Below are 25,626 nucleotides of genomic sequence, written 5' to 3' on the forward strand. Positions count from 1 at the left end.
GCTGCTCATTGCCTAGTCAAGGAGATTGGCATGCTCGCCGCAAACGCCTGCTCGGGGCTTCAAAGGCTTCTCTGCGTGTTGGCGATCATGGCCCCGTCGCTGGCAGCCGCCGACGAAGCAACGCCGGTCACCCAGTTCATTTCGCCCGATCGCCAGCACATCGCGTACGGCCAAATCGCCGTCGGCCCAAAGGGCGAGCAAAAAGTCCGCATCATCGTGGGCGACGTCGATGGCTCGAACCGGCGCGCCCTGCCCATCGAGGCCGATTCGGTCGGCGAAGTCCAGTGGTACGGCAACGATCGCCTCGCGTACGTCACCAAGCATGGTGAGAACGGCTACTGGCTCATCGATCTGACCGGTCAACCCGCCGGCGAACTGCGGATGCCGGACGGCTGCGATTCATTCCATCAGCAATGCCTCTCGCCCGACGGTAAGATAATCGCATTCTGCGGCAACTATTCGACGGTCAAGAGAAAGTTCGCCAGTGACAGGGAACGCCTCGACTACTTCGTCGACCACCCCGAAACCAAGCAATCTCACGGCCTATTCTTCGTCGACCTCGCGACGCAGTCCGTGCGGCAGGTGCTCGACAAGACAGTCGCGAACCTCCCCGCCTGGTCGCCCGATTCGAAGTATCTCGCCTGCGGCGTCGGGCAGTACGTCGGCAATTACCCGTTAGCAATTATCGAGCGCGAAACGGGCAGGGTCCGCGAGCCCGATGCGAACGGCACGGCATCAGCTTGGTCGCCCGATTCGCGGCAGCTTGCGCTCGTCACCGACATCGTCCAAGGCGGTAGCTGGCTTAGCGGGGTGCCGATGGATGGCGCCATCGGAGTTCTCGATGTCGCCCAGTTCATCGATTACGGGCAGATCCAGCTCACGCGCGTTTCGCCGCCTGGAGTCAACGTATCGACGAAAGAACCATATTCATGGATCAGCGAGGGGGCGTATGGCGCCATCTGGTCCCCGGACGGCAAGCGACTCGCCTACCGCCGTCACGAATCGTCGCGCACCGCCGCGAGAGGGAGTAGCGTTCGCGACGAAATTTGGATCGTCCAACCCAATGGCGCCGAAGCCCGCAAGGTGCTGAATCACGGAGCGGAACAGCTGGCTTGGGCCGATGACCGGACGCTACTGTGGGTGCACGATGGGCAGTTCGGCAGAATCGACGTCGATCTCGACGCCGCCGGCGCGCTCGGGCCGACGCCTACCCTTCCCACCGATCGATTCACTGTCGTTGGTCGCGTTACCGACGGCGAAGGTCGCCCGCTGGAAGGAGTCGAGATTCGCTCCGCCACCGGCTGGGGAACATTGCGCGTTGGCGAACCCGTGACGACCGACGCCGCGGGGCAGTACGAACTCCATTTTGGCCCAGGGATGTGGAGCCTCGACGGCGGGCCGAACTTGCAGGTGGCGACGTTTTACGCGAAGAAGCCCGGGTTCTATGAACGCGACCTCTGTGCGGCCGGCAACCTCGGTATGGCCAATTACCGTTCGCGCGACGCGGCGGAGAGCGAATCGAACTTCAAAGCGATCGTGTACCCCGGTCACCCCTACCAACTCGACTTCGTGATGCTGCCGGCGGCCCAAGTGAGCGCCAAACTCGTCGACGCCGCCGGCAAGCCGCTGGCGGACTACAAGCTCGCCATCACGGGCGAAGAACTTTATCCGGCAAGCAATGTCCTTGAGTCCAAGCAAACCGACAACGACGGCGTCGCCGAGTTCGGCGACGTGCCGCTAAAGACATTCAGCTTCACACTTGGCGCGCGAGACAAAATCCGCACCGCTCCCATCGACTTCAAACAGCCAGGGCCAACTCGCTACCGGATCATCTACGACGATATTGCCGGCACCCTCACAGCGGAAGACCTGTAGGCCGGGCTTCAATCAGTAGCCGCGGGCCGTGTGCACTTGCCGCCGGGCATGGGCATGCGAGCCGTCGATGAACGTCGACTACCATCCCAGCCAGTTGACGCTCTGCGGCCGCCGGCCATGCGCCGTTGATGTCAATTCCGACAGGATAGAACTTTTTGAGTCGCACGTGAATGCCGCTGCTGGCGTTTCGACTCGCCAAGAATAGAATGCGGCTTGTCAGGCAATCCGACGCAGAGTTACGTCGACTCTGCCCGCGAGTGTGCGGCAAAGGAGCAGTGATATGTTGCTGCGAGCGATTTGCGTGCTGTGCGTTCTCTCCACTAGCGTCGCCGCGAGAGCGACAGACCCTTGGGTCGATGCATCGATCGAAGTCGATGCTGCGTCGTCGATACGCGTGCTGACTGAACTCCGCGATGAACAGAAGGCAATTCTAGAAAAAACGTTGTCGCTCAAGCAGCAAGGCAGGGTCACGCAGCTGACTGTGCTGGAGTGCGCCGGCCCGTACTTTTCAGCCGAATCGCGACTGGCATGGCTCGACGGAGATTTTCAGCAGTCGTACGAAAGCGCTCAGCTGGCCCAATTGGCCGCCGATCAGGCCGTGAAGTCTACGAAGGCTTTGCAGCAAAGAGGCGATTACGAAGTGGGGGAGATGCAACGCAACGTCGAGCGCCGCGCAGAATATCAGCTGGTTGTCCTGCGATATCAGGCGTTAGCGAAGCAGCAAGAGATCGAACTCACCGAGGTGAGCGAAGACCGCCTCGCCCAGGCGCTGGAGTCGGTAGACGGCCCGTGAGTGGTCATCACGGAGGAGCGTCCGCATCCAAACTCATAGAATCGTTCGGATGTCGTAGAAGCTCCCCATGAAATGGCTAGTCCGGGTTGGCGTGAGCCTACCCAGGCGGCGCAGCCGTAAGAGGCTTGCACCATAAGGCAGCGCACCAAGCTCTTGTCCCCCAGGCGTGAGCATGCTGACCTCCGAGTTCGCGTCGAATCCATTCCAGCATGTCGGAGTATTGCTCCACCGGCAGCTAATCATGCGAGAAGTGTCGACATTGGCGTTGCGACAACAAATCACATGCGAGCCGAGGGGCGGAGACATTTCCCTACAGGGTGACAATGTTCAGAGCAAATTGAGTCTCATCTAGAACTGCTTTGAAGAGTGCGATGCTCTGTTCCGCAGCTCGCGCTGCCATTCGCACCTCGTGTTCTACTTCGGTCGAAGCCCAGCATCCGACGATCACTTGTTCGACACAACCAGGAAAATCGTGCGGTCCGGGATGGTTGATGGAACGCCATTCCTTTTCGTATTGCCAGAGGCGTGCTTTCGTGAGCGAGAGTTGAACGAACGTCTTCGCGTCACGATTTAAGTACTGATCCGCCTCAAGCGTGGGAAGTTCGTCCGTGTAGTGAACTGGGTAGAAGCGTCGTCTAGATACTTTCGAGGTGGAGATTCCAACGCAAACGCCGCTGTGTCGAGCAGCATAGTGCGACCACATCGAGATGTTGTCAGGCACTTTAGAAAGGCACAGCACTCCTAGTGCAAACTGCAAAGGCGCTAGCCCAATGCCGCAGTCATAGTGTTTAACGCGTTCGCGAAGTTGACGCATCCAAAACTCCCGCTGCCGCTTGCGCGTCTTTCTGTCTTGACGCGGCATAACTTCGTCACACACAGCGTCGACGTACTTTCGCTGACCTTCGATAGTAGTCGGCATTCTCTCACGCCAGCGGAATTCGAATGGGTCATTCAGTTCCTCGACCGTCGCGTGGTAGAGCGAACCATCGACTACTAGCGAGCGAGTAAACGCGTTCCATGGCCGATACTTCCATAATCGCTCAGGGAGCGGTCTTTCCTCCGAGTTGTAGGGAACCTGCATTACGAATTACTCCTTACTTCTCGAGCAACTAGTCGCTATGCAAACGACTCTTGTTCGGAGAGTTAAACATTTCTCCGAGTGTCGATCGGAGAAGCCGAATCCATGGCCTCCCGAGTGAGAAGTAACATTCCATATTTCTCGCGCCGTCTGCCCGCATACTCGGCGTGTGGCATGTTGTCGCGGAGCGCCGACATGCGGAACCACGAGGGAGCGCCTCGACGAGTTCAGCACGCTCACGCCTGCAAGCATGGCCTGACTGGCGTCTAGGCTGACAGATCAGCGCATTTAGAGCCCGTAAAGGTCAAACTCGCCATACTCTGACTTGATGGCGGCGATGTCACGGCGTTCTTCCGTAACAAGGTTATCCGCTACCCGCAGGACGCCGGCTTCTTCAAAGTCGTCGATGTACCATGGGCTCTCGCCGTTTAGCGTGTATCCCCACGGAATGAAAAATCGCTCGATGAGGTACACCAGCCACTCGTGGCCGAAATAGAACTTCTCGTTCTTGTCCCACTCTAAGCCCATTCGGTCTTTCGTGGGAATCCACTGGCAATAGTAGGTCGGCGGCTTCCCGTCTCCGCCCGGTTGCCCGTCGTCGTCCTCATGCTCCGTTTCACTGAACTCGACCAACTCCTCAGCCTGCTCCTGCGAAAGGGGGCGATCGAAGTGGAATGGTTGCAAGTAAATCGTCGAGAATCCCATATCGACCTCGAATTGCATGGAATGGGCTGGTGTATCGAAGATCAATATATCGAGCCAGTCTTAATTGGCCATAAGGCGGTGGATAAGACGCGCTTACCCCAACAGAGATATGCATGCCGAATCTGTCGCAGCCGCCAGCAGCCGCAGATGCCATCACGGCCGCATAGCCTCTCTCACGAACGCGGGGTGGCCGAAACTGCCAGCTGGGATTCGGCCGCATGGTCCGCTAGGGTGGTGCGTATGCCTACGAACTGCGCCACCGCCAGATCTCGAATGCCGTTTACTGGGTGCCAGTGGCGTGTCGCCAGTGCGAACCTCCGCTGCGGCATGCCATCAGACCGGCTCGCAAGCATCCAGCAGAATAACGCTACTTGCGGCCCAGGTCTCAATGACAACCTATCACACTCCTCACTGGCGACACGCCAGCGATACCCGATGCGACAACATAACTCCAATCCCGAAAGCAAATTCCGATTAATGTCGCCAAAAACACGAAATGCGACACAATTCGATCGCGACATCAGTGGCACTTGGAGGCGACAACGCAACTTCAACCTTGACAACACATTCCGCTTTGTGTCGCCGAAAATGCGAAAAGCGATACGAAGCGACAGCGAGGCGACATGGCGAACAAACCAGCTCCGCATCAATGAAAAACAAAAATGCGGTGGGCAGGGAGCAGTCGGCAGCGGGCAGTATCAGAGCCTAACCGCGCCAGTTCTCGCCATCAGCGACAATTCGCGCGATTCGCGGGCAACTCCACGCATTTCCCGCCGAAAACAAGCCTTTACAACCGACCGCATTCCGCACCCATCGTTCACCCCCTAGAATGGAGGGCCCGCAGCCTCAAACGGGCGGTTAGCTCGCTCCGGCCGGTCGTTGACCGGCGGCTACCAATCACCAGCCAACAATCGCTTCGCCGCCCTATGGGTCTGTTCGATAAATTCAAAAGCGGTCTCTCGAAGACCAAGAGCATCCTCCTCACCGACGTTCGCGACCTGTTCAAGAGCGAAGGCCGGCTGATCGACGAGGAGTTTCTCGACGAGATGCGGGCGATCCTCATTCGCACCGACATGGGCTATGCGTCGGCCGAGGAGATTGTCGCCGAGGTGGCGAAGAACTTCCGCGGCCGCGTCGTCCATTTGGTCGATATCGTTGCGACCTGGAAGGTTAAGCTGCGGGAATTGCTCGCTCAGGATGCCTCGCCGATTCGCTTCGCTGAGAGCGGGCCGACGATCATTATGGTGTGCGGCGTGAATGGCGCCGGCAAGACGACTTCCATTGCGAAGCTCGCGGCGATGTTCAAGTCGCAAGGCAAGAGCGTCATGCTCGGCGCCGGCGATACGTTCCGCGCGGCGGCGGTCGAGCAACTGACGATTTGGTCGCAGCGGTTGGGCGCCGAGATCGTGAAGGGGGAGCCGGGCTCGCATCCCGCGGCGGTTGCTTATCGAGCGGTTGAGCAAAGCGTGGCGCAAGGCATCGACGTTTGCATCATCGACACAGCAGGCCGTTTGCAGACGCAGAAGAACCTGATGGCGGAGCTGACGAAGATCCAAGCGTCGATCCGCAAGCTCGTTCCCACGGCGCCGCACGAGGTGCTGCTGGTGCTCGACGCAACGACCGGCCAGAACGGCGTCAGTCAGGCCGCCAACTTTACCCAATCGGTAGACTGCACCGGCATCGTGCTCGCAAAGCTCGATGGCACGGCCAAGGGCGGCGTCGTTGTGGCGATCCGTCAGCAAGTGGGGCTGCCGGTGAAGTACATCGGCGTCGGCGAAAAGGCCGAGGATTTGGCTCTTTTTCAGCCGGACGAATTCGTCGACGCCCTGTTCGCCGACGTCTCCCCCCCGGCAGCGTGATCATGCTGGCGCCGCCAGCCAACCTACGCTCGATACATCCCGCAAGGTTTCGCGGGACGCTTAAGGACTTTCGAACGGCGCGACCGTTTCGGCTTCTCCACGCCAACTTTTACGGTCGATAGTTTTAGTCAGCGGCATCTCACGCCCCACCTTCGCCGCCCCCCGCCCGACTGATACTCCCAGCTTGGAGTCCCGCCATGCGGAAACGCACCTTTGCGTTGTTCACGGTTGCGTCGATCACGTACAGCCCCTTTGCGCTCGCGGAAACGGCGCGGTACGTCGAGCCCGTGGCGTTTAAGAGTGACGCGTACTACCAACAAGGCGATCAGTACCTAACGTCGACGCCGGTGCAAACGGCCAGTTCAACGTCATCGCTCGCGTGCGGCGATCCGGCTTGCAGCGACCCTTGTGCTGATCCCAGCTGCAGCGACGACGTCGCCTGCGGCTCGGGCTGCGAAGCCGGCGGTCTGTTCAGCGGCTGTGCGCTAGCCGGCCCGATTGAAGGGCTTTCGCTGGCGGACCTAGTGGGCATCGATCCCGAATGCTCGTCGATCGAGATCGGCGGCTGGACGAACATCGCCTACTACAACAAGAACATCCCGCTGTCGCAGAACTTCGACGACTTGCTGTCGTTCGACGACATCCCCGACCATGCGAACCTTGCCCAGCAATGGTTCTACATCGGCAAGGTCGCCGACGGCTCGGCCGGTCGCGACTTCGGCGGTCGCATCGACGTCCTCTACGGTACGGACGCGCAGAAGTCGCAAGCGTTCGGTAACCCCGGCGCCGGCATCCGCAACAACGGCTTCTACGACGCCTCGCTCGACCACGGCTACTACGGCTGGGCTATCCCCCAAGCCTACATGGAAGTGGCCAACGGCGACCTGTCGACCAAGGTTGGTCACTTCTTCACCCCGCTCGGGTTCGAAGTGATTCCGGCCACCGGCAACTTCTTCCATACGCACTCGTACACGATGTTCAACAGCGAGCCGTTTACCCACACCGGCGCCCTGTCGACTTACTCAGGCTTCGAAGGCCTGACGCTGTACGGCGGTTGGACGGCGGGCTGGGACACCGGCTTCACCAACAACAACTCGGGCAGCAACTGGATCGGCGGTTTCGCCACCGAGCTCAACGAGAACGTGACCTTCACGTACCTCAACACGTACGGCAACTTCGGCTGGATCGACGGCGGTTCGAAGAACAGCTACTCGCACAGCATGGTGCTCGTTGCTGATCTGACCGACAACCTCCAGTACGTCGGCCAGAGCGACTTGCTCCGCACCGACAACCCCGGCGTGAGCCAAATCGACACGATCGGCCTCAACCAGTACATGTTCTACACGCTCACCGATACCTTGAAGGTCGGTGGACGTGCTGAATGGTGGAAGAAGGACGGCACGTCGTTCAACGAAATCACCGGCGGCGTGAACATCCAGGCTCTGTCGAACCTGGTCTTCCGTCCGGAAGTTCGTCACGACTGGTCGCCCGGCACCGACCTCGACCAAACCGCGGTCGCGATCGACGCCATCCTGACCTACTAGCCTCGCTAGTAGCCGCGGGGCAACGACCCGCCGGAGCGGCGCCGATCAAGCGTCGCCTCGCCAAGCTCAAGCGACAACCTGAAACCCCCTCGACCGGCGGCCGAGCTTCCTCGCGAAGTTCGGCCGTCGGTTTTTTGCGCTGTGTGGGAGCGGTAGCCGCAGCTCAACGAGCCGCCGGAGCGGGTTCAAATGGGGAATGCTGAATGAGGAATGGGGGTAGCAGTTATCCCGCTACCGACTTCGCCCCTATTCCCCATTTGTGCCCCGCTCCGGCGGGTTGTTGACCCGCGGCTACTGACTCGTGCATGCCATGCCTCGGGGCGAGGCGCCGCTCTGCCTAGCCGCGCATCACGATTTGTGCAGAAGCCAGGCAAACGAAGGCCGCGTTTCGAGGCATCCCAAAGCGATCGGTCTGCCAGAAATTACTGTAAAGTGCCTGATACAAGTGACTTACGAGAACCTGCAAGCCATTCGCGCGACATGGCACGCTAGTTGCTTTTCCTTCATCCGGCTAGCTAAGTTTGGCCTGTCAGCCTGCAAGGAATGCAGTGCTGATGTGCCAAGAAATGGTGCAAGCCGCTACTGAGCATGTTTTGCACGGACCGCGAAACGTCGCTCGGCCATACACTCGGGTGATCGTTAACTACGATCGCCCCCCAAGTTTTGAAGGATTCGACTCTTGCCTGGGTCGGACTGATGTCCCACAAGGCTTGGCGGCGTTTTGCCGCCTACACGCCGCCAAGCCGGGACGTCAATTACGAGGGCTGAGACCACGGATCTGCGGGGCTTCGACCCGCAATGGTTAGTCAAAATAGTCCAACCCCAATGGCTTGGGCGAGCAATGCCGCCTCCGCTCGCCCAAGCCGGGGTCGGGACTCCCTGGAGTCCCACTTCTGATGAGACGCTTGTCACGTGTCGCAATCGACCCATTCTCGACAGCCGTCGGAACCCGGCTTCCCGTCTATGTTCGACCATTAGGGTACCCCAATGGCTCGCGGTGCGCTTTTCCGCCTAAGTGCGCCCGAGCCGGGGTATCCTAGTAAGCTTCCGCTTGCCTCGCCTCAGTGACTCCGTGACGGGGCAACTTCGCTCGAAAGTTCTAGACTGGTCGCTTAAGCGACCAGTCCGATGCAGTCTCCGTCAGCTTACGCCTTGAGTTGAGCTTGGGATGTTCGACGCTGGGCCTGTGCTTTACCATAGAGAGTAGACGGACCGGCCTTGGGGCCGACGCTCATCATCCATCGCCTGACGAATAGCTCCCCGCCCTCATGAAGTTGATCATCGCAGTAATCCAGCCCAGCAAGCTGGAAGACGTGAAAGCCGCGCTCTCGGAAGTCGAAGTCGTCCGCCTGACGATCATGGACGTCCAAGGCTTCGGTCGACAGAAGGGGCAAACCGAGGTTTACCGCGGCCGCGAGATCTCCGTCAACTTGCTGCGCAAGGTTCAGCTACAGATTGCCGTCAACGACGTCTTCGTCGAGCCGACGATCAATGCCATCATCAAGGGAGGCCGCACCGGCGACAGCGGCCAAATCGGCGACGGCAAGATTTTCATCTTGCCGCTCGACGACTGTATCCGCATCCGCACCGGCGAACGCGGGCCTGAAGCGATTTAGCCAGCACGCTCATATCGCGCCGTGGTGCCCGAGAGCGTAAGCCGGCCCTCGGCGTGCGCTATCGCTAATTCAAAGTTCTCGTGCAGTTGCGTGAACTGCACGATGGTTCCGCAACTAACGGGGGAAGCTTCGATCCCCAACAAGCGGTACACGGCAAGGACTTCGTCCGGGGCGCGTTGGCATGCAGGCCGAGGATGTCGATCCACGCGGCACATAGATGGTCGCCAGGCACATGCCGATCCTCGGAGACGCATGAGCCAGCAGCCAACCAGTAAGATCAGCGCCCAATCAGCGCGTGGCGCTTAGGCAGCAGGCGGTCTCAAACGGGCTGCAGAGCGATAGAAAAGCCCGCCATAAGCGGTTATCATCACAACAGTAAGCGCCCGTAGCTCAGCTGGATAGAGCAGCAGATTTCTAATTTCCTGCCGGCCCTACATCAGACGACGCCCGCCTACAAAAACCACGGTTTTTGTAGTGCGGGCGTTCTGCGTTTTGTAGGCCGGTGTAGGCGGCCATCGCGGTGTTATGGAGTGTTTATGGAGTGTTGAGAACCACTCATTCGGACTCCACACCGCAGAGCCGCCCTGCCCGACTAGCGATCCGACCACCCGTTATCGTCCAGCCAGTCGATGCCGGCTTCGGTGATCAACACTCGCTTGCCACTGGTGATCAGCACCAAGCCTATGCGGCTGTGCTGCTGGAGGGTGGGATCGGCAATTGACGCGTCATAGTCGATATTTGGCAATTAGTTCCACAAGGTTAGATTTCTCGTCACGGAGACTAATAATGCGTCGGATTCCATTCACATCCGAGACTTAGGGAAAGTTGACTTCGTGTCGTATGGGGTCACACTGAGCCTCACCGTTGGTCAGGACGTCCGTATCTTACGAATGCGCGAAAATTCGGCCTGAGCTTCCTGGTAGCTTCGCTGAGCCGCGTCCCACTCGTCCGCCGCTTGTTGAAAAGCGGCGACTACTTCCGGCGACATCTGCTCGCGGCTCTGCTCTGCCAATTCCTTGGCGCGTCCCATGGCAGCACGCATTGCATCAGCGGCGTCTTCAGTCTGCGCAGTCAGCTTCCAAAGGACTTTTGTTTCTTCATCAGCGGTCATGCTTTACCCCAGTCAACCTCGTGCTATTCGGCACCGTCGCTCCCTGGCATTTCTGACATCGCCCGGTGGCGTAGCACGCTTTACAAACGCGACGGTTTGCTGGTTGTTGGGAATCTTCAGTAGGAAAGGAACCGATCCCGGCACAGCGGGAGCAGCGTCCACTACCAGCGCAGCTTTCACAAGGCTTAGAATCCATCAGAAGTGCCTTCGGTGAGGAGTATGCTGAGCTTGGTAGGCGATGAAGCCTCAAATCGGCCAGTGCTGTGAGAAACGGCTTGTAAGGGCCGAGCGGTGTCAACGAGGACGAGTTCAGCATACGCCGATTTACGTAGCGGATGGGTTGGAGTGTTTTTCCGGCGTTGTCGCTCAGTCGCTCATGTCCGGCGACAAGAACTCTGAGAAATGGTGCAGCACGTCATTTAGCAACACCTCGGGACAGTCGTCCGCGTTCACCGTGAATTGGATGCTGGCCCCCCGATCGTGCATGCCGAATTCAAACTCCCGGTAGTCGAAAATCAGCCACGTATCGCATTTCTCACCGGTGAATCTGGTGACGCGAGCGCCGTCGAGTTGCTCAATTCGACTAAACATTTCTAGCCAAGTTTGCGAGAACGGAAGCTCCGCGAACTTACGTCGAGAGATGTGCGAATGGGGAGATGCAAGAAAGCTGTGGTTGAGCATCCGTATCCTTGAGCAGCGCGATAATTGGTGACCCATCGTTCGCGGGGTGATGCCGGGCTAAGCAATTTCCCTGATAACGTCCCAATTAGTTTCAAATGACATTAGTCGTGAAGTGGCGCAATTGCTTGGCACACTCAACATACGGCTAGCTTCGTTCGGCCGCATGTAGGGGTTCTCAATCACTCCTGTCAGGTTTATCAGAGTTCCGCGCACTAAGTCTGAAGGCCTCGGTTGCACCCGAATCCGATCTGGGTAGGTTGGCAGCCTGGCGGAGCCCAGATAGCCCCAGGGCGACCGCTTTGGAAGCCGCGCCGCTCCGCTTCTGCTAATTCCGGAGCGGCGTGGCACCCGTACGGACGATGGCGTCGAGCCTTCTCGTACTTCACGGCCAACGGAGTGTTTGCCATGGAAATAGGCGATTACCCACGATCGTTTTACTGAAATTACCGCTGAAGCCGTCCGTGGGGAGCTTGAGATAGGATGCGCTTGGTATGCGACGGTAGATCGGCAAGTCGCCGGCCGCGTGTTTTTAGCGCTAAACGGCGCGTTTCGATTCAGCGTTCTACGTCTCGTGGGGTGCAAGTGGAAAGTCGACCGGCCGCGTCGAAAGTTTGATCGATTCGATGACGCGGAAATCGCATTGCATGCAGAAATAGATCGCGTCATAAGCCTCAAAGCGGTTTCGCTCCGAGAGGTAGCAGTCCGCCTTCGATATGGGCGAGGCCGACCGGGGAATTGCAGCACTAAGAGCGCGACCAAGTAGCCAGTACGCCGACGCGGCTTGATGACCTAAAAGGTGTTATTCTTCCGTTGTCAGGTTTTACAGAAATTGTGTTACACGAGCGCTTCTTCGCATTCCGCGAAAGTTGAACGGCGGTAATCTGGTCACACTCGCAGTGGTCCTTGCCGAAGCCGCCTTGCGCGGCCTGCGGTTCCTGCGAGCGCTCAGGGCATCGCGCGGGTTGCGGCTCGCGCGATGCTTATTAGAACGGAACTCTGCCACCAAGAATTGCAGGGCAGGTTGAATGGATTCGTCAGTAGCCGGTGAGCGGAATCCCCAGGCTCACACCGCGAAGGTCGACGGCCGAAAGATTAAATGCGAAACGCTTGCCGACGCCATCGCCCTGAAGATCGCGGAACACGCCGCCACGGCAGGAAAGCTCGACCTGCTTGAGGAACTAACGCCTGAGCATCTTAGCAAGATTGCTCGGAAATACGGCTTCGACGCCATCGCTGATGCGATTGAAGCATTGCACTAGCTGCATATTTAATCGCGTCGCAGGAGACCGTCGCCAGTCCTAAGGGGGAATTGGCGACGGTCTTTCTTCGTGCGCACTTCCATTGCAATCTCTAGCGGAACTGCTACAAGTTCAACCGGCAGGAAGTTGGATTATGCGCAGCGGCCGTTCTCTAGATCGCACCCATGCCAACCTATGACCGGTTGCCAAACGTCTTCGCTTGGGAGCAGGCAGGACAGTGGTACTACGTCCAAGATCGCGCAGCCGCCCCGCCAGAAGCCTTAGAGGCTCGCTGGTTCCATGACGGGACAGCGAACGTCCTATCCATCAACAGGGGAACGAGCGGCGTCTTCGTACGCGACGCTATTCCTTGGAATGGCCGGGCGGCGGGCCGGTAGATTACTGCAATCTTCTGCCACAAATTTGCAGTCGCCGGCGATAATTGTCTTACTTATACTCCCGCAGTAGCTTACTTTCCCGTAACTATTGCAGGAAGACGAGATGTCGTCATCAGTCATCGGCAAGAAAAGTGCGGAGTCCTACACCACTCACGTCGACGGCCGATCGGTTAAATGTGAATCGCTTTTCGATGTACTCTGCTTGAAGGTTGCAGAAGCGATCGCGACGACGGGCAGCTTTGGCCCCGCCGCCAACCCGTCCCCAGAACAGCTAATTGCGGTTGCTCGCAAGTATGGCTTCGACGCCATTGCGGACGAGATCGAAAAGCTGAGATAGTGCGATGCTCGTCGAACCGATGGTTCGTCCCCAACCGCATCACACATAGGCTTGCCATCCACGATGAAATTCAGCAGCGCCGTTTCGTATGCCTTAGCAGCAGTCGTGCAAATCGCCGCCAACGGCGGCTCGCGACCTCTTGCCAATAGGATCATTTGCGAAACGGCGAAAATGCCGGAGCGATTCGTTCTGCAAATCCTGCGGCATTTAGTTAACGCAGGCGTCCTGACAAGCGTACGCGGCGTGGACGGAGGCTACAAACTTGCCAGACCCGCGAATCGAATCAGCTTGCTGGATATTTACGAATCGATAGACCACTTCGACGGCGGCAAAGATGTGTGGTGCCAAGGGCTAGTGCCGTCGTCGCAACAAATCCTTCGAGAGACGTTCGACGGAATCGTGACCGACGCACGGAAGCGACTTAGCGGCGTGACGATCGCCGATTTGCGAGCGAAGGCGTAGGCCCTTCACAACGCCACAACCATCCCCAGTAACGCAGCGACGACGCTCGTTCCCACCAACGCCGACCGCAGCGTGAACCGGCCTATGCGAAACGCCGCGACGGCGGCGAGTGCGAAGACTAGGGCGGGATACCAAAAGGGGAAGAACATGCCTTTGCCATATTCGGTATCGTCATGCCAAATGAAGCGGCCGTTATTCCCTACGAATTGAAGGAATCGATCGCGTTCTGTAGTCGACAGCTCGCGACTTTCGTATTGCCACGCGACCTTCGTCTCAGAGGGAGCAGTTTGCGGTGTAATGAATCGCACCGTACCGTAGCCCTCGCAAGATTGGGCCCCTATTACGAACTTGTGCGGCATCGGACCGGGACCGAGCAAAACGTCGCGGTGGTAGTAGCTACGCCACCACATCGCCAAGCAGCCCAGGCTCGCCGCAAGGCAAATCGCCGCCAAGGTGTAGCGGAAGTAGGTGAGCATTTGGCGTTAGGGTTAGTTGGCGTCGGATTCAGGTTCAGCAAGTTCAGCCTTGGGCGTGGGGACGACTGAGCGCCGCTGAGGCAGTGACGGTTCATTGTTGTAGCTTGGCATCGGAGCGAGCGACGGGGAAGACGGAGGTGCGGACGATTGCGTCAAAGCTTCGGTAAGCACTCGGCAACCGATTCCGGGGGCGACGTGCCACGTCTTCCCGGTCATCGTGTCGACGACAAAGCAGCCGGAACCGCTAGGCGAGCCGTAGGCGGTAGCTTGGAAGCGGCCGACAAGTCCCGGCGGCGGCTCAGAAACAATACTGCCGTCTGCGTTGACTAGCCGCGACATAACTTCCGAATGCCGAGCGCCGTTGGAATCTGTGGTCACGCGAGTCTCATAGACGCGACGTGGTCTTGGAATCGATGGGTCGAGAATCCCATCGGCTGGAATGGCACGGGAGGTTGGCACCGGCGGCGCATCAGGTGCATCTTGCTGAAGTGTTGCCGGCGGTGCGTCAGTCAGAACATTTTGCGCCAGCACGTCGTGCGTCCAATCCACGCCGCTGGCGGCCCAACCGGCACCGACGCCAATGGCTAACAGGTAGAGGGGTTTCATGGGAAGCTCCGTGGGAAGAGGGGACTTGGCGGGAAGGCATTATAGCGGATCGGGTTGTTGGATTGGAGGCAGGCGGGCGGTAGATCAAAGCGTTGGCTAGTGTGGCATGGCGGTCGGCGTAGTGCTGCGTTCTTATTTCTGAGCAATATTGTAAGCAGCAATGCCTTTGCCGCGCATCACACGTGCGGGCGGTTATTCACTGGGAAGGTTCGGCGATGACCTTAGAAGCACCCAACGACCGACGCTCTAACACCGCATACCGAATCGCTTTATGCGTCGCCATCATGGTAGCGGCGGCCGCTGCCCTGTTTTACATGCCGCGCCGCCCGCTTCCGGCCGTTTCTCTTGCGGACGCCGTTGTTTCATTCAACGCCAGTAGCAAAGACAGCCCGGTCGGGCAGCATGAACCAAGGCTAACAGAGGCGGAGATTCTGGCGGCCATACAGGCCCAACTACCGACTCTACCAGACAGCGTAAACCCGCTCTTCGCCGATGTGCTGCGCACGCGCTCCATCCCCCAAGGCTCCACTATCTCCGGGTTGGATGAGTGGGGTAGTCAGGAAGCGGGGTATAGCACTGTCTGGTGGATCAATTTCAGTTTGAACACGGGTGAAGGCTCCGGCTACGCGCTTCGCATTCGACACAACAACGACCCGATCGCGAAACCCGCGAGTGAGCCGAAGCTGCAACAGACGAGCTATGACTGGATTCCGTAAGCTCCCAATGGCAAGCCGCTGGCCTTCATAGGCGTCTATAATCGGACATGCGGCAGAATGTTACTTCGCCTTCTGCTGAACCTCATGTCTCCGAGAGGCATGGCGTTTTTCTTTGCGCCGTCATTTTTCCGGCTACAATCACTGAATTCCGACATCGAGTCTTGGGATTCGCGATGATTACCACAATCCTTGCATGCTACGGTTCGTTCATCGCCACTGTGGGCCTTATCCTCAGTGTGCTGAACTACCGCCGCGACCGGGCCATAGTCGCGGTCACAGTTCAAACGAATATGGGAACGACGGCGACTCAAGGGACGCAGGTCATTTTCAGAGCGTCAAACACCGGGCGTCGCCCCGTTGTCCTTTGCTCACCAATTACCGTCAAATACCGAGGCAATGATGACAGTTTGATGGTGTTCGGCGTCTGGCGTAACTCGTTCACCATTAGCGAGGGACAATCGGCGGCGATGGTCATTGCGCAAACGGAAATTGACGTTGAACGTGCGGATTCCGTAATCGTTACTGATGAAGCGGGGCGGAAGTGGAAGGGAAAATTCCCAAGTCAGCCAGCCTAAAAATGCTTGACAGTTAGTGAACAAATATATAGAAGAGTTCTTTGAAGAGCGGTACAACGCTGAGTTGGAGCAAAAACAAAAGCTCGACACAGCGGATGGATTTCGAGTTGGTATTGTAGCGGGGCTCTTGGGCGTCGGTGCGTACTACATGCAAATGTTGGCGAAGGCGAATTTTAGCTTTGCCACTTTTTGCCTATGGGCGCTGACCATCCCTTACTTTATTACGCTGGTTGTCGCACTTTACTACGTCGGTAAATCCATTTGGCCGCAGAAAAAAAGCTACGTTGCCTCCCCTCCTCGAATTTGCACAGTTTGTTGATGGGTACGAAAAACACTACGCACACTGGCATAAAGACCCTGCGCTAACTGAGAAAGTTGCGCTTGAATTAGGCAAGTTGCGACGGCAACAATATGTAGAGGCCGGCGAGACCAATCGCCAGCTGGTTCTTAAAAGCACACCTACCAGACGTGGGCAAAGCGATCGATTGTTGTGGCAGTCGTCTTGATGCTGATAAGCACGCTGCCGGGCTATTGCGTTCAGTGCGCCCTTAATGGAGTTAAAAATAATGAGCAATCAACCGCCATCCAGACCAGCGGTCCCCCCGTCGCGGCCAGTTCCGCCGCCGATGTCACCCCCACCCCGCCCGATGCCGCCGACCATAACTAATGTCATGGAGAGCGACCAGCGCGGAAGATAACACGGAGTGTTTTGAATGGCAGAAACCAACAATAACAATCCGCCGCAAACCCCTGCTGCTCCACCTAAACCACCGGCTCCGCCGATTACTAAGGTTTACGCGGGCCGCGACCTAGTGAGGGATAGGCTACCTTTGCCCGTTCCCCCGCTACCCCCAGTGGTTCGGCCTCCCAATAGGGAGCAGTAGGCAAATCGATAGGCCCAGCCTCAGTAGTTCACTGAGGCTGGGATTTTTTGTTTCTATTTCAAGCCTCTACAGCGAGCGGCCCATCGCTTCCTCATGGTCGCTCAGCAGATACTTAACTCGCTGCCATATTTCGTCCCCACGTTCAGGGGGCATACGGCTTGCGAGGTCTGGGTAGTCTCGGCGCAGCGACCCGTAAAAGTCGTTCATCTTCATGGTTGGCCACGATCCAGGCTTCTCCCGGTTGGGCCAAGCTTCCCAGGCGTCACACAATTCTCGGTAGAGCCCCGCCAACGGGTCGGAATTCTTACTCATTAAAAATCCTCCTGCCACGTAAGATCGCCCAGACCGGAGAAGTTAATTTGACGAACTTGCCCACGCCGTTGCGACGAGTGTATTCTGGCTGGGCAAACGGCCACTTTTCTGACTAAAAGGGACGCTATGGGACCGGTCTATTACGCTGACCTGACGGATGATGAGATAATCGCAGCCGATGGCATCGTGGTTCACGGCAATGGCGGTGAAGAGTACGGGCAGTTCATTCCCCAGCCGCCCGAAGGCCGCGCCCCGGACGTAGGCCCCAAGAGGCTTAACGTCTTAGTAATCGAAGTCGATGGTTCCGAGTTGCAGGAATTGGCCCACCGAGTTCTAGAGCTTCGCGGGAATCTTGCTCCCGATGCACAGGCTTATTTGTAAGCCATGTCTAACATTATTTCTCAACGGCTCAAAAACCCTAGTTTTGTAGGGCCTAGAGCCAGTCTCATCATCCCCTAACCTCCCCACTGTTTTCCGGAAAGCCTTCACGCTGTCGCGAACTGGATCGACGGCACACTCGTCTCGCTCGGACGCACTCGCGGACTTGACGATGAGTGATTCTCAGTCTTCGATACCTGCTCATGCGTAACGTCCGTCACGCCACTGGTGCGTCAATCTGCACGCAACTACGGGTTCGGCGTCGCCAACGTCCGCTGCGGTTCCTGAGCCGTCGACTTTGCTGCTTGGCATTCTGGGACTTGTCACCCTTGAAACGTGGCTCTGTCGGTCGGCCCGTTCGAAACCTTCGCTGACCTACCTGATTCCGGCGCGAAGCCGTAGCCGGGGGGATGGGCCATCCGGGGGGATGTTTACAGTCTACGTGTAGAAATAGAGAGTCTTATATTCTGTAAGGGGATGGAACCATCCCCCCGCATGCCCCATCCCCCCGGCTCATCGACGTTGAAACGATTTGCAATCTTAAATTGTATAATAGGGGCGTTTTAAGGCCCCTTCCGGGAGCTATCCGCGATCCGACCGCGCCAGCGGGGCTGCTGGGGGCCTAGAACGGGCTATTAGGGCATAGAAAAGGCGGACTGGGTTGCCCCAGTCCGCCTTTCATCACACAGGTTGTCGGCTAGGCGATCTCGAAACCTTGGCTCTCGGCCAATCGTTCGATTGCTTGTTTCGCGGGCGTGAGTTCGCAAGCGTTTTCACGCGACGCTCAAGCCAATCAAGCTTTTCGCCGTAACCATTCAGTCGCTTCAGGTACTTCTTACCAACAGCGGCAATCTCATTGTCGATCTGATATTTAGAGCGATTCATCTCCTTTTCGATCTGGTCGGGGGTTTCTCCGTTACGCAGGCGCTCGATCAATTCGCGTTGGAATGACGAGCAGTCCTTATTCAAATCTTCCCACACGTCGCGGTTCGCCTGCGAAATCACAATCGATTCCGGTTCGGGATTTTTGCAGCGGCTGATGCCACGACTGTTAGTCATCCCTTTTAGGCGGTCGTCCATATCCTCACGGGCGATAGCGTGAATGATCGACTTCCGCACGTAGTTCTCCGGCTGCCGCATTACCAGTTTCGGGTCGCTCATCAACTTCTCACCCTCCCGAGCGGCTGCGATCCACCCTACATGCAGATAGCGGTCGAAGCGCTCTTCCTCCCAGGGGCGGCCGACAACCTTGTCGACTGCCGTAGCTGCGTCAATCCGTGCGAACACTTCGAAGTATTTGCACCAGAGCGGCAGTGCCGTGGTGTCGCCAGCTTTTAGGCGATCATGAATGCCGCGTAATTCTTTCTTAGGAAACGCACGTTTGATGCGTTTGTACTTTTTCTTACTCATCTAGAATCTTGGCCGCTTTGCGGCCGGCAAAAAAAGAACGCAGCCAACATGGCTGCGTCCGCAGATTAACAATCACTTTTGAATCGCCGGGTCGTTTAGGTCATTCGTCGTTCCTCCAAAGGTATATGGCACTCAATATGTGGTGATTCCCGCCCTGAAGACCGGAGCCCAAGTCGTCCTGTATTGACCGCGTTTTTACCTGCCGGTGGGACCTCCGGGGGCAATCCGGGGCGGACCTGCCAGTGGCCCAAAAAGCGGCCGTCAAGATTCCGGGCCTTCAGGCCGAGGGCCAGCAGGGACGCTGACGAGAGACGCCGGGCGAGGGCGTGCTGGTGTGTATGTAGGTGTAGCTATTTACCTATTTCATATATGATCTACTAAATAAAATAAAATAATAATATATATGGAAAAGGAGAAAATGCTGCATTTGCCTACACTCCTACACAGGTCATGGACCGAACGACTGGTTTCAGGACTTATTTTCACTTTTTCGCAAGAAATCTTGCGCAAATCGCAATCGTAAGACCCTAACTAAGATAGTTAGGTATAGCGATTCTCGCTCACTTCTGGCCACTCTGGCCGTCACTCGATTCCATAAACGCCGGGCGGGTTCGCATCCATTGGGGTGCGGGCCGCCGGCACTCTCTTTTAAGGAGCTTCCATTGGAGCTTTCAAAACTGATGCGTCGCGTCAACTACTGTCAATTCTTGGTTGAGTTTATCACTGAGAAAACCAGCGTGCCTGGGGATTGGAGCCGCCTGGATCGTCTCATGGACGACATCAAGGAAGAGCTTGTTCTGATCCACGAAGATATCAAGCAGTTTGAGGCGTCGTCGTGATCGAACTTCGTAACACGGGACCGGGCAACTCTAAAGTAAAGGCGACGTACCGTGGAGACGGTGCTGCGGTAGTCGTCGGCTACAGTGCCGTCTTCTACACGGGTCAGCCAGGGACGGAATATGTTCTTGGCGAAGGCATCGTCGAACGCATCCGACCGGGGGCGTTCGACCGGGCCATCAGAGATGGCCACGACGCTAGGGCATTGTTTAATCACGATGCTAATAATTTGCTGGGCAGGGTCAGCTCCGGCACTTGCCGGCTATCAGCCGACAGCCACGGACTGCGGTACGAAATTACCGTTGATCGCAACGATCCAGACCACCAACGCGTGTTGGCGAAAATCCGACGGGGCGACCTTTCTGGCAGTTCGTTCGCCTTCCAGCCACTCAAGGTGACTTGGGAAGAGCGTGACGGGCTCAGCATTCGCTGGTTGGCCGACATTCAATTGTTTGACGTTGGGCCGGTAACTTGGCCGGCATACGGTGCGACTACGACTGGCCTTCGCAACGATGAGCTTGAAGCCATCGAAAAAGAGCGAAAAGACTGGCCAGCCCTCCAGCTACGGCTGCGGCAACTGAAACTGGCACAGCTTGAAGCTGCGCTCTAAACGGCCTACGGGCTACTTCTTACTTGGCGTCAATCGACGCCTTTCTCGCTCCCCTCTGGAGTAAAGGATAATTGTGGATTTTACTAATAACGCTGTACGCGAAGAATCGCGTGCTTTATCTGGTTGGCTTCAGCATGGAACGGCTGATCCCGATCTATTCAACCGTCACGGGCTGAAGCCTAGTGGCGTGCATTTGCAATTCCGTGCGATGCAAAGTGCCAGCTCGTCTGCCGTCAGCAGTGCGTTCTATGACGGCTTCTACTCGACGGTGGATCAGCTCAACACAGTTCGCCGCATCGCGACGCTGCTTGAAACCGACGATGGCGAGCCGCTAACTGTCCCGACCACTGACGACAGCGAAGCGGCAGTTCAAATCGCCGAAAACGCTTACATGTCGACGGAGGAAATCGCGGTCGATAACTTCACGCTCGGTGCGTACAAGTACGCCAGCAAAATCGTACGCGTCAGCAACCAGCTTGTGACCGACGCCACGCCAAGCTTTTTGCGGCATCTCGGCAAAGTGCTGGGGCACCGCATCGCTCGCATTTCGAATTTGCACTTCACCACCGGTGACGGGAGCGGGAAACCCCAAGGCATCGTCACCGGATCGACGCCGGGCCATACGGCTGCGTCCGCGACCGTGATCACCTACGACGATCTGGTCGAGCTACAGCACTCAGTCGACGCCGCTCTTTGGCCAAAGTCGGGCTTTATGATGAGCGCCGACACATTCAAAGTCGTCCGCAAGATCGACGATGGATATGGGAATCTGGCGGTTCAGAACGGTCGCCTATTCGGGATGCCGATCTACATGAATCCGGCGATGCCGACGATTGAGGCGGAGTCGAAGCCCATCCTGTGCGGCGACTTCGGCCAGTATCTCGTCCGTGAAGCCGGCAGCCTATCGGTTCGCCGTTATGGCGAGCGGTTCGCGGAATTCCATCAAACGGGCGTGGCGGCGATTCTACGGACCGACGCCAAGCTTGCCGTGCCGAGTGCCGTTCGCCATCTGCTGATGGTCGATTAGCTTTCGGAGGGCAGTTCGGGGGCGGCGACCGCAGACGCCGCTCTCGACTGCTACTCTACATCTAATACCTCCATTTTGCCAAAAAATGGCGGGTCAACTCGGGCGGATTGGTTCGAATACTTGGTCGAGTTGACCTCAGCCGGCCGCATGGCCAGGACAACCGGAATATCCGTTACGAACAAAAGTATTTCCCGGATTCGCGGCGGAGCTGTTCGTCATTTTTTTGCAAAACGGAGGTATTAGAGGTAGAGCGTCAGGCGGCGATGAGGTGCTGAGATGAGTCCGCACTGCGACTCAACACGGCCTCGCGCCAAACCTCCTACCAAAGCGAGACCGCTCAGCGCCCCTACATATATAGAGGTCTTTTCTGCCAAGAAATGCACAACAGAAAAATAAATAATTCCGTTGTGCATTTTGCGGCAGAAAAGACCTCTATACCTATAGAGCAATCGCGGTCACGCGACCGCCACACATCTCGTCGCCGCTTGAGGTCTTTTCGCGCGCTGGCGAACGCCAGAACTCTTTCGCAACGCGAGAACACTCATCGCCTCTACATGTATAGAGTCCTTTTTTTCCTGAAAATGTCGGGTGTCAGAAAAGTTTTTTCCTGTTCGACATTTTCCGGCAAAAAAGGACTCTATACCTATAGAGCAATCGTGCTAGGGCAGTAGCCACGCACCTCGTCGCCGGAAGTCGCCCCGCTCTCTGGCGAACACCAGAACTCTTTCGCAAGGCGAGAACACTCATCGCCTCTACATGTATAGAGGTCCATTTTGCCTAAAAATGCACAACAGATTTATTTATTTTTCTTTTGTGCATTTTTTGGCAGAAAGGACCTCTATACCTATAGAGCAATCATTCCCCAACCCCTCAAGGAACAATGGACACAGTATTACAAGGTCTCGATAACTTCCTCGCGTATCATCGCGAGCAGGGGATTGCCCCTGATCTTCTCGCCCGGTGGCATCCGGGAATGGAAACCCAGGTTCTCGTCTCAAGCGTTGGCGGGTGGCCCGTAGAAGAGAAACCGGGCTGCTACACAGACGGTATGAAGTCTTGGTGGAACATCCGTGTTCCCAAGAATGCCGACTCAGAGCCTGAATTTAACGATTATCCGCTCAATTGGGCTTTTGGCGAACATGCCGATTGTATCGGTTCTACTGGGTGGGATTGGCAGGCTCGCACGTCTCGGTGGGTTGGTTTCGACTTCGATGCTCTCGTCGGCCACGCCAAAGGCGTTGGCGTTTCGGATGACGAACTGAATGCCGTTCGCGATAAGGCGCAAGCTCTTCCTTACGTTGAAGTCCGCCGTTCCACCGGTGGAGCGGGACTACATCTCTACGTTCACGTTGACGTTCCGACTGAGAACCACACGGTTCACTCCGCCCTCGCTCGTTGCGTGCTGGGGATGATGAGTTCGGAAACCGGATTTGATTTCGCTTCCCGCATCGATTGTTGCGGCGGGAACATGTGGATTTGGCGTAAGGACTTGGAGCCAGGTGGTCTCGGCCTGTCGTTGATTAAAGCGGCGACGCACTATCTCACGGAATCTGATTTGCCGGCAAATTGGCGCGACCACATTGCCGTCGTGAAAAAGGGCAAGGGAAAGCTTGCTACCGATGAGTCGGTTGCCGCGCTTTCGACCGCGATCAAGGAAGTGCCTCTGGATGAAGAACATAAAGCTCTCATGACGGCACTCAGCGAATCAGGTTACACGACGATTTGGATGGATGACTATCACTGTCTCCACACCAAGACGAAAGCACTCCAGAACATCTTCGATGCGCAAAACATCCCGATTAAGGGCGTGTTTCGCACAGTCTCTGAAGGGAACAATCCGGCTGAACCGAACTGCTACATGTTCCCGGTTGAGGGCGGTGCTTGGCGCGTCTATCGCTTCGGCACTGCCAAGGAATCTCCGATGTGGAGCGTCGACAGTACGGGGCGTTCTAACTGTTTCTTCAATTGTCGCCCATCGTTGCGCGTTGCTGCGAAGTTCCACGGCGGGGCTGAGGATGCCGACACCGGCGAGTTCGTCTTCCCTGACCACAACGGCATCGTCGAAACGGTTGCTTGTCTCGGCGATGAACTAACGCTTCCACCGCAAACCCTGAATCGCGAAGTGCGGCTTGGTAGCTCGAAAGACGGGCGACTCGTGGTGAAAATCAAGAAGGGGACAACAGAAGCGAACATTGCAGGTTGGGTCGATAAAGGCAAATGGTTTTACAAGGTGTTAGAGTCAGTTAGCCAAAGAGAAGAACTCTGTGGCGAATTCGATGAAGTGTTTCGAAAGCTGGTGGGAATTGACGGCGATGATGCTGGGTGGGTGTTGCGCAATGAGAATGAGTGGGTCGAGTGCGTTAAGGATGATATTAAGAACCGCCTAGAAGCGGTTGGCGTTCGTCGAAACGATATCAATCCGCTGCTCGGCAACGCTCTTTACCAGCCTTGGAAGCTTGTTAACTTGCCGTTCCAAGTCGAGTATCCCGGCGGTCGCCAATGGAACTTAAATGCAGCACAGTTGGCTTATCAGCCAGCCGACGATGATTCGACGCATCCAACGTGGGACTTGGTGCTAAAGCATAGCGGGGCCGACTTGGACGACTCCATCAACGAGCTTGATTGGTGTCGCGAAGATTACATCTTCTGCGGCGGCGACTATCTGAAGGCGTGGATTGCTTGCATGATTCGCTGTCCGTTTGAACCGCTTCCTTACTTGTTCTTCTTTGGGAAGCAGAATCACGGCAAGTCGACCTTTCACGAAGCCGCAAGCCTGCTAATGACTAAAGGGTGCGTTCGTGCCGATCGTGCCTTGAAGCGGAACAACGAATTCAATGGGGAGCTAGCGAACGCCATTCTCTGTGTGATTGAAGAAACAAACATTGCCGTCGAAAAGAATGCCATCGATAAAATCAAGGATTGGGTCACTTCGCCGATGATCGCCATTCGCCAGATGCGAACGGATCAATACATGACGGCCAACTCCACTAAGTGGGTGCAATGCAATAACTTTCGCAGTGCGTGTCCAGTATTCAAGGACGACACGCGAATCGTTGTAATGCACGTTCGCGAGCCGGACGCAGATATCCCGAAGGAAGAGTTGAAGGCGAGGCTTCGCAGTGAAGCCCCTGCTTTCATGCGAACGCTGATGACGTTAAAGCTTCCGACGTTACGGGGACGCCTGCGGTTGCCGGTGATTGAGACGGAGAACAAGCGTCGTGCTGCGGAACTCAATTCGAACGCATTTGAAGAGTTTGCCGAAAAGAGTCTGGAGCGTCAGCAAGGTAAGCGAATTGATTTGAAGGAATTCAACGATCGCTTCTTAGCTACACTTTCTGACGCTGAACGCAATGAATGGGGTGGCGGTGCGAAGTGCAAGGACTTAGCACAACTTGTAACACCCGTTGAAACTAAACGTGGAAGTTGCGGCATGCAACTCGTCGATGTGCGATGGGCGAACACTTTCGCCCTCTCTGTGTAACTGTGTCTGGGTGACCGGTGACGCTCTGCTCTATGCGTTGCCGGTTGCCTTTTAATCTTTGCGGCCGGCGACGTGAATTTGCCTTCACGAGCGTCGTCGGTCGCTTTTCTTACTTTCGGCTGACTGAGCGGGTGCGGGCAACGGGGAAGTTCGCGTCCCCAGTCCCCCGCTCAGTCAGTTTATTCTTAGCAGTTGCCGGCGCGTAGATTTAACGCCGCTGCGCGCCGGTGGCTGCCGTTCTTGGAGTTTCAATGGATTTTCGTTTTGAATTAGATAACGCGCTCAGTGAACAATCACCGACAGAGTTGGGCGAAATGCTCAAACTACTCGGCATAGAACGCACTGATGTAAATGGCTTCATCAGCGGGCGCTGCACGCTGAACCATCGTGAGATACAGCAGCTACTTACTTATTTGGGCTTCCGCTTGGTGCGGTAGCTACTTGGCGCCGTTTGGATGTAACGTCAAAATGGCGCCCCTCAACACCGAGCGTGGAAAACTCGGATCATGGGAAACTAACTTAATACAGCCGACTGGCTCGACAGCGTTGGCGCTTCGGCGCGGGGGTTCCCATCCCTTTTTCCAACGACGCTGTCGAGCCAGTCGGCTTTTCTATTC

At 56.8% G+C, this 25,626-nt stretch carries 29 protein-coding genes; 20 read left to right on the top strand and 9 right to left on the bottom strand.

Annotated features, from left to right (window positions below):
• The first annotated feature begins 30 nt into the window (after positions 1-30).
• Complete coding sequence (locus ACQY7R_RS00675; protein ID WP_428303675.1) at positions 31-1,875, top strand: hypothetical protein; 1,845 nt, start codon at positions 31-33, stop codon at positions 1,873-1,875.
• Between the two features lie 280 nt (positions 1,876-2,155).
• A complete protein-coding gene (locus tag ACQY7R_RS00680; protein WP_428303676.1) occupies positions 2,156-2,668 on the top strand; it encodes a hypothetical protein in 513 nt (170 codons plus the stop codon).
• A 310-nt stretch (positions 2,669-2,978) separates the two neighbouring features.
• Here the strand turns inward: ACQY7R_RS00680 and ACQY7R_RS00685 are convergent, their stop codons facing one another.
• Together ACQY7R_RS00685 and ACQY7R_RS00690 are read right to left on the bottom strand one after the other, a co-directional pair.
• On the bottom strand, positions 2,979-3,749 hold the full coding sequence (locus ACQY7R_RS00685) for a DUF2971 domain-containing protein (protein ID WP_428303677.1): 771 nt from the start codon (positions 3,747-3,749) through the stop codon (positions 2,979-2,981).
• A 285-nt stretch (positions 3,750-4,034) separates the two neighbouring features.
• Entirely contained in the window at positions 4,035-4,469 is a 435-nt protein-coding gene (locus tag ACQY7R_RS00690; RefSeq protein WP_428303678.1) for a hypothetical protein, read from the bottom strand.
• 417 nt (positions 4,470-4,886) lie between these two features.
• Between ACQY7R_RS00690 and ACQY7R_RS00695 the strand changes: the two genes are divergently transcribed.
• The 4 genes from ACQY7R_RS00695 to ACQY7R_RS00710 all read left to right on the top strand — a co-directional run bounded on the left by ACQY7R_RS00695 (position 4,887) and on the right by ACQY7R_RS00710 (position 9,470).
• Entirely contained in the window at positions 4,887-5,279 is a 393-nt protein-coding gene (locus tag ACQY7R_RS00695) for a hypothetical protein (protein WP_428303679.1), read from the top strand.
• Positions 5,280-5,377: 98 nt separating this feature from the next.
• A complete protein-coding gene (gene ftsY, locus ACQY7R_RS00700) occupies positions 5,378-6,310 on the top strand; it encodes a signal recognition particle-docking protein FtsY (protein ID WP_428303680.1) in 933 nt (310 codons plus the stop codon).
• A 197-nt stretch (positions 6,311-6,507) separates the two neighbouring features.
• On the top strand, positions 6,508-7,854 hold the full coding sequence (locus ACQY7R_RS00705) for an outer membrane beta-barrel protein (RefSeq protein ID WP_428303681.1): 1,347 nt from the start codon (positions 6,508-6,510) through the stop codon (positions 7,852-7,854).
• Positions 7,855-9,122: 1,268 nt separating this feature from the next.
• On the top strand, positions 9,123-9,470 hold the full coding sequence (locus ACQY7R_RS00710) for a P-II family nitrogen regulator (RefSeq protein WP_152099381.1): 348 nt from the start codon (positions 9,123-9,125) through the stop codon (positions 9,468-9,470).
• A 592-nt stretch (positions 9,471-10,062) separates the two neighbouring features.
• Here ACQY7R_RS00710 and ACQY7R_RS00715 read toward each other — a convergent pair.
• The 3 genes from ACQY7R_RS00715 to ACQY7R_RS00725 all read right to left on the bottom strand — a co-directional run bounded on the left by ACQY7R_RS00715 (position 10,063) and on the right by ACQY7R_RS00725 (position 11,172).
• Entirely contained in the window at positions 10,063-10,215 is a 153-nt protein-coding gene (locus ACQY7R_RS00715) for a hypothetical protein (RefSeq protein WP_428303682.1), read from the bottom strand.
• 123 nt (positions 10,216-10,338) lie between these two features.
• Positions 10,339-10,581, bottom strand: coding sequence for a hypothetical protein (locus ACQY7R_RS00720; protein WP_428303683.1), 243 nt, complete (start codon positions 10,579-10,581; stop codon positions 10,339-10,341).
• 366 nt (positions 10,582-10,947) lie between these two features.
• Positions 10,948-11,172 carry a hypothetical protein gene (locus tag ACQY7R_RS00725; protein ID WP_428303684.1) on the bottom strand — a complete coding sequence of 75 codons (225 nt, stop codon included), beginning with the start codon at positions 11,170-11,172 and terminating at the stop codon, positions 10,948-10,950.
• 1,115 nt (positions 11,173-12,287) lie between these two features.
• Here ACQY7R_RS00725 and ACQY7R_RS00730 point away from each other — a divergent pair.
• From ACQY7R_RS00730 to ACQY7R_RS00745, 4 genes are all read left to right on the top strand, one after another.
• On the top strand, positions 12,288-12,521 hold the full coding sequence (locus tag ACQY7R_RS00730; protein ID WP_428303685.1) for a hypothetical protein: 234 nt from the start codon (positions 12,288-12,290) through the stop codon (positions 12,519-12,521).
• A gap of 164 nt (positions 12,522-12,685) precedes the next feature.
• A complete protein-coding gene (locus ACQY7R_RS00735; RefSeq protein WP_428303686.1) occupies positions 12,686-12,898 on the top strand; it encodes a hypothetical protein in 213 nt (70 codons plus the stop codon).
• A gap of 103 nt (positions 12,899-13,001) precedes the next feature.
• Entirely contained in the window at positions 13,002-13,235 is a 234-nt protein-coding gene (locus tag ACQY7R_RS00740) for a hypothetical protein (RefSeq protein ID WP_428303687.1), read from the top strand.
• A gap of 63 nt (positions 13,236-13,298) precedes the next feature.
• On the top strand, positions 13,299-13,697 hold the full coding sequence (locus ACQY7R_RS00745) for an RrF2 family transcriptional regulator (protein ID WP_428303688.1): 399 nt from the start codon (positions 13,299-13,301) through the stop codon (positions 13,695-13,697).
• A gap of 5 nt (positions 13,698-13,702) precedes the next feature.
• Here the strand turns inward: ACQY7R_RS00745 and ACQY7R_RS00750 are convergent, their stop codons facing one another.
• Positions 13,703-14,173 (bottom strand): hypothetical protein, encoded by a 471-nt coding sequence (locus ACQY7R_RS00750; RefSeq protein ID WP_428303689.1) that lies wholly within the window; start codon positions 14,171-14,173, stop codon positions 13,703-13,705.
• A gap of 12 nt (positions 14,174-14,185) precedes the next feature.
• Positions 14,186-14,779, bottom strand: coding sequence for a hypothetical protein (locus ACQY7R_RS00755; RefSeq protein ID WP_428303690.1), 594 nt, complete (start codon positions 14,777-14,779; stop codon positions 14,186-14,188).
• Positions 14,780-14,994: 215 nt separating this feature from the next.
• Between ACQY7R_RS00755 and ACQY7R_RS00760 the strand changes: the two genes are divergently transcribed.
• The 3 genes from ACQY7R_RS00760 (at position 14,995) to ACQY7R_RS00770 (ending at position 16,389) form a co-directional block, all read left to right on the top strand.
• The gene (locus tag ACQY7R_RS00760; protein WP_428303691.1) at positions 14,995-15,495 is read left to right on the top strand and encodes a hypothetical protein; all 501 of its coding nucleotides are present in this window, start codon (positions 14,995-14,997) and stop codon (positions 15,493-15,495) included.
• Positions 15,496-15,668: 173 nt separating this feature from the next.
• On the top strand, positions 15,669-16,070 hold the full coding sequence (locus tag ACQY7R_RS00765; protein WP_428303692.1) for a hypothetical protein: 402 nt from the start codon (positions 15,669-15,671) through the stop codon (positions 16,068-16,070).
• A 16-nt stretch (positions 16,071-16,086) separates the two neighbouring features.
• Positions 16,087-16,389: a hypothetical protein gene (locus tag ACQY7R_RS00770; RefSeq protein WP_428303693.1), complete on the top strand. Its 303-nt coding sequence runs from the start codon at positions 16,087-16,089 to the stop codon at positions 16,387-16,389.
• A gap of 631 nt (positions 16,390-17,020) precedes the next feature.
• Here the strand turns inward: ACQY7R_RS00770 and ACQY7R_RS00775 are convergent.
• The gene (locus ACQY7R_RS00775; RefSeq protein ID WP_428303694.1) at positions 17,021-17,266 is read right to left on the bottom strand and encodes a hypothetical protein; all 246 of its coding nucleotides are present in this window, start codon (positions 17,264-17,266) and stop codon (positions 17,021-17,023) included.
• A 126-nt stretch (positions 17,267-17,392) separates the two neighbouring features.
• Between ACQY7R_RS00775 and ACQY7R_RS00780 the strand changes: the two genes are divergently transcribed.
• Together ACQY7R_RS00780 and ACQY7R_RS00785 are read left to right on the top strand one after the other, a co-directional pair.
• Positions 17,393-17,647, top strand: coding sequence for a hypothetical protein (locus tag ACQY7R_RS00780; RefSeq protein WP_428303695.1), 255 nt, complete (start codon positions 17,393-17,395; stop codon positions 17,645-17,647).
• A 235-nt stretch (positions 17,648-17,882) separates the two neighbouring features.
• Positions 17,883-18,092: a PEP-CTERM sorting domain-containing protein gene (locus ACQY7R_RS00785; RefSeq protein WP_428304971.1), complete on the top strand. Its 210-nt coding sequence runs from the start codon at positions 17,883-17,885 to the stop codon at positions 18,090-18,092.
• 233 nt (positions 18,093-18,325) lie between these two features.
• On the opposite strand, the gene ACQY7R_RS00790 is transcribed toward ACQY7R_RS00785, so the two are convergent.
• Positions 18,326-19,054: a hypothetical protein gene (locus ACQY7R_RS00790; protein ID WP_428303696.1), complete on the bottom strand. Its 729-nt coding sequence runs from the start codon at positions 19,052-19,054 to the stop codon at positions 18,326-18,328.
• 662 nt (positions 19,055-19,716) lie between these two features.
• Here ACQY7R_RS00790 and ACQY7R_RS00795 point away from each other — a divergent pair.
• The 5 genes from ACQY7R_RS00795 to ACQY7R_RS00815 all read left to right on the top strand — a co-directional run bounded on the left by ACQY7R_RS00795 (position 19,717) and on the right by ACQY7R_RS00815 (position 25,446).
• The gene (locus ACQY7R_RS00795; RefSeq protein WP_428303697.1) at positions 19,717-19,893 is read left to right on the top strand and encodes a hypothetical protein; all 177 of its coding nucleotides are present in this window, start codon (positions 19,717-19,719) and stop codon (positions 19,891-19,893) included.
• The gene (locus ACQY7R_RS00800) at positions 19,890-20,501 is read left to right on the top strand and encodes an HK97 family phage prohead protease (RefSeq protein ID WP_428303698.1); all 612 of its coding nucleotides are present in this window, start codon (positions 19,890-19,892) and stop codon (positions 20,499-20,501) included. The genes ACQY7R_RS00795 and ACQY7R_RS00800 overlap by 4 nt, the downstream gene beginning before the upstream one ends.
• A 208-nt stretch (positions 20,502-20,709) precedes the next feature.
• Positions 20,710-21,528, top strand: a complete 819-nt coding sequence (locus tag ACQY7R_RS00805) for a phage major capsid protein (protein ID WP_428303699.1) — start codon at positions 20,710-20,712, stop codon at positions 21,526-21,528.
• Between the two features lie 880 nt (positions 21,529-22,408).
• Positions 22,409-25,009: a primase-helicase family protein gene (locus ACQY7R_RS00810; protein ID WP_428303700.1), complete on the top strand. Its 2,601-nt coding sequence runs from the start codon at positions 22,409-22,411 to the stop codon at positions 25,007-25,009.
• A gap of 227 nt (positions 25,010-25,236) precedes the next feature.
• Positions 25,237-25,446 carry a hypothetical protein gene (locus tag ACQY7R_RS00815; protein ID WP_428303701.1) on the top strand — a complete coding sequence of 70 codons (210 nt, stop codon included), beginning with the start codon at positions 25,237-25,239 and terminating at the stop codon, positions 25,444-25,446.
• Positions 25,447-25,626 lie beyond the last annotated feature (180 nt).

This window comes from Lacipirellula sp., from assembly GCF_965279485.1.
Lineage (GTDB): Bacteria > Planctomycetota > Planctomycetia > Pirellulales > Lacipirellulaceae > Lacipirellula.

Coding starts and splice junctions, on each gene's coding strand:
- ftsY (WP_428303680.1), top strand. CDS start 5,378: ATGGGTCTGTTCGATAAATTCAAAAGCGGTCTCTCGAAGACCAAGAGC.
- ACQY7R_RS00810 (WP_428303700.1), top strand. CDS start 22,409: ATGGACACAGTATTACAAGGTCTCGATAACTTCCTCGCGTATCATCGC.
- ACQY7R_RS00760 (WP_428303691.1), top strand. CDS start 14,995: ATGACCTTAGAAGCACCCAACGACCGACGCTCTAACACCGCATACCGA.
- ACQY7R_RS00690 (WP_428303678.1), bottom strand. CDS start 4,469: ATGCAATTCGAGGTCGATATGGGATTCTCGACGATTTACTTGCAACCA.
- ACQY7R_RS00735 (WP_428303686.1), top strand. CDS start 12,686: ATGCCAACCTATGACCGGTTGCCAAACGTCTTCGCTTGGGAGCAGGCA.
- ACQY7R_RS00710 (WP_152099381.1), top strand. CDS start 9,123: ATGAAGTTGATCATCGCAGTAATCCAGCCCAGCAAGCTGGAAGACGTG.
- ACQY7R_RS00790 (WP_428303696.1), bottom strand. CDS start 19,054: ATGAGTAAGAAAAAGTACAAACGCATCAAACGTGCGTTTCCTAAGAAA.
- ACQY7R_RS00730 (WP_428303685.1), top strand. CDS start 12,288: ATGGATTCGTCAGTAGCCGGTGAGCGGAATCCCCAGGCTCACACCGCG.
- ACQY7R_RS00720 (WP_428303683.1), bottom strand. CDS start 10,581: ATGACCGCTGATGAAGAAACAAAAGTCCTTTGGAAGCTGACTGCGCAG.
- ACQY7R_RS00725 (WP_428303684.1), bottom strand. CDS start 11,172: ATGTTTAGTCGAATTGAGCAACTCGACGGCGCTCGCGTCACCAGATTC.
- ACQY7R_RS00765 (WP_428303692.1), top strand. CDS start 15,669: ATGATTACCACAATCCTTGCATGCTACGGTTCGTTCATCGCCACTGTG.
- ACQY7R_RS00695 (WP_428303679.1), top strand. CDS start 4,887: ATGCGACAACATAACTCCAATCCCGAAAGCAAATTCCGATTAATGTCG.
- ACQY7R_RS00755 (WP_428303690.1), bottom strand. CDS start 14,779: ATGAAACCCCTCTACCTGTTAGCCATTGGCGTCGGTGCCGGTTGGGCC.
- ACQY7R_RS00775 (WP_428303694.1), bottom strand. CDS start 17,266: ATGAGTAAGAATTCCGACCCGTTGGCGGGGCTCTACCGAGAATTGTGT.
- ACQY7R_RS00680 (WP_428303676.1), top strand. CDS start 2,156: ATGTTGCTGCGAGCGATTTGCGTGCTGTGCGTTCTCTCCACTAGCGTC.
- ACQY7R_RS00745 (WP_428303688.1), top strand. CDS start 13,299: ATGAAATTCAGCAGCGCCGTTTCGTATGCCTTAGCAGCAGTCGTGCAA.
- ACQY7R_RS00705 (WP_428303681.1), top strand. CDS start 6,508: ATGCGGAAACGCACCTTTGCGTTGTTCACGGTTGCGTCGATCACGTAC.
- ACQY7R_RS00780 (WP_428303695.1), top strand. CDS start 17,393: ATGGGACCGGTCTATTACGCTGACCTGACGGATGATGAGATAATCGCA.
- ACQY7R_RS00685 (WP_428303677.1), bottom strand. CDS start 3,749: ATGCAGGTTCCCTACAACTCGGAGGAAAGACCGCTCCCTGAGCGATTA.
- ACQY7R_RS00675 (WP_428303675.1), top strand. CDS start 31: ATGCTCGCCGCAAACGCCTGCTCGGGGCTTCAAAGGCTTCTCTGCGTG.
- ACQY7R_RS00740 (WP_428303687.1), top strand. CDS start 13,002: ATGTCGTCATCAGTCATCGGCAAGAAAAGTGCGGAGTCCTACACCACT.
- ACQY7R_RS00805 (WP_428303699.1), top strand. CDS start 20,710: ATGCAAAGTGCCAGCTCGTCTGCCGTCAGCAGTGCGTTCTATGACGGC.
- ACQY7R_RS00750 (WP_428303689.1), bottom strand. CDS start 14,173: ATGCTCACCTACTTCCGCTACACCTTGGCGGCGATTTGCCTTGCGGCG.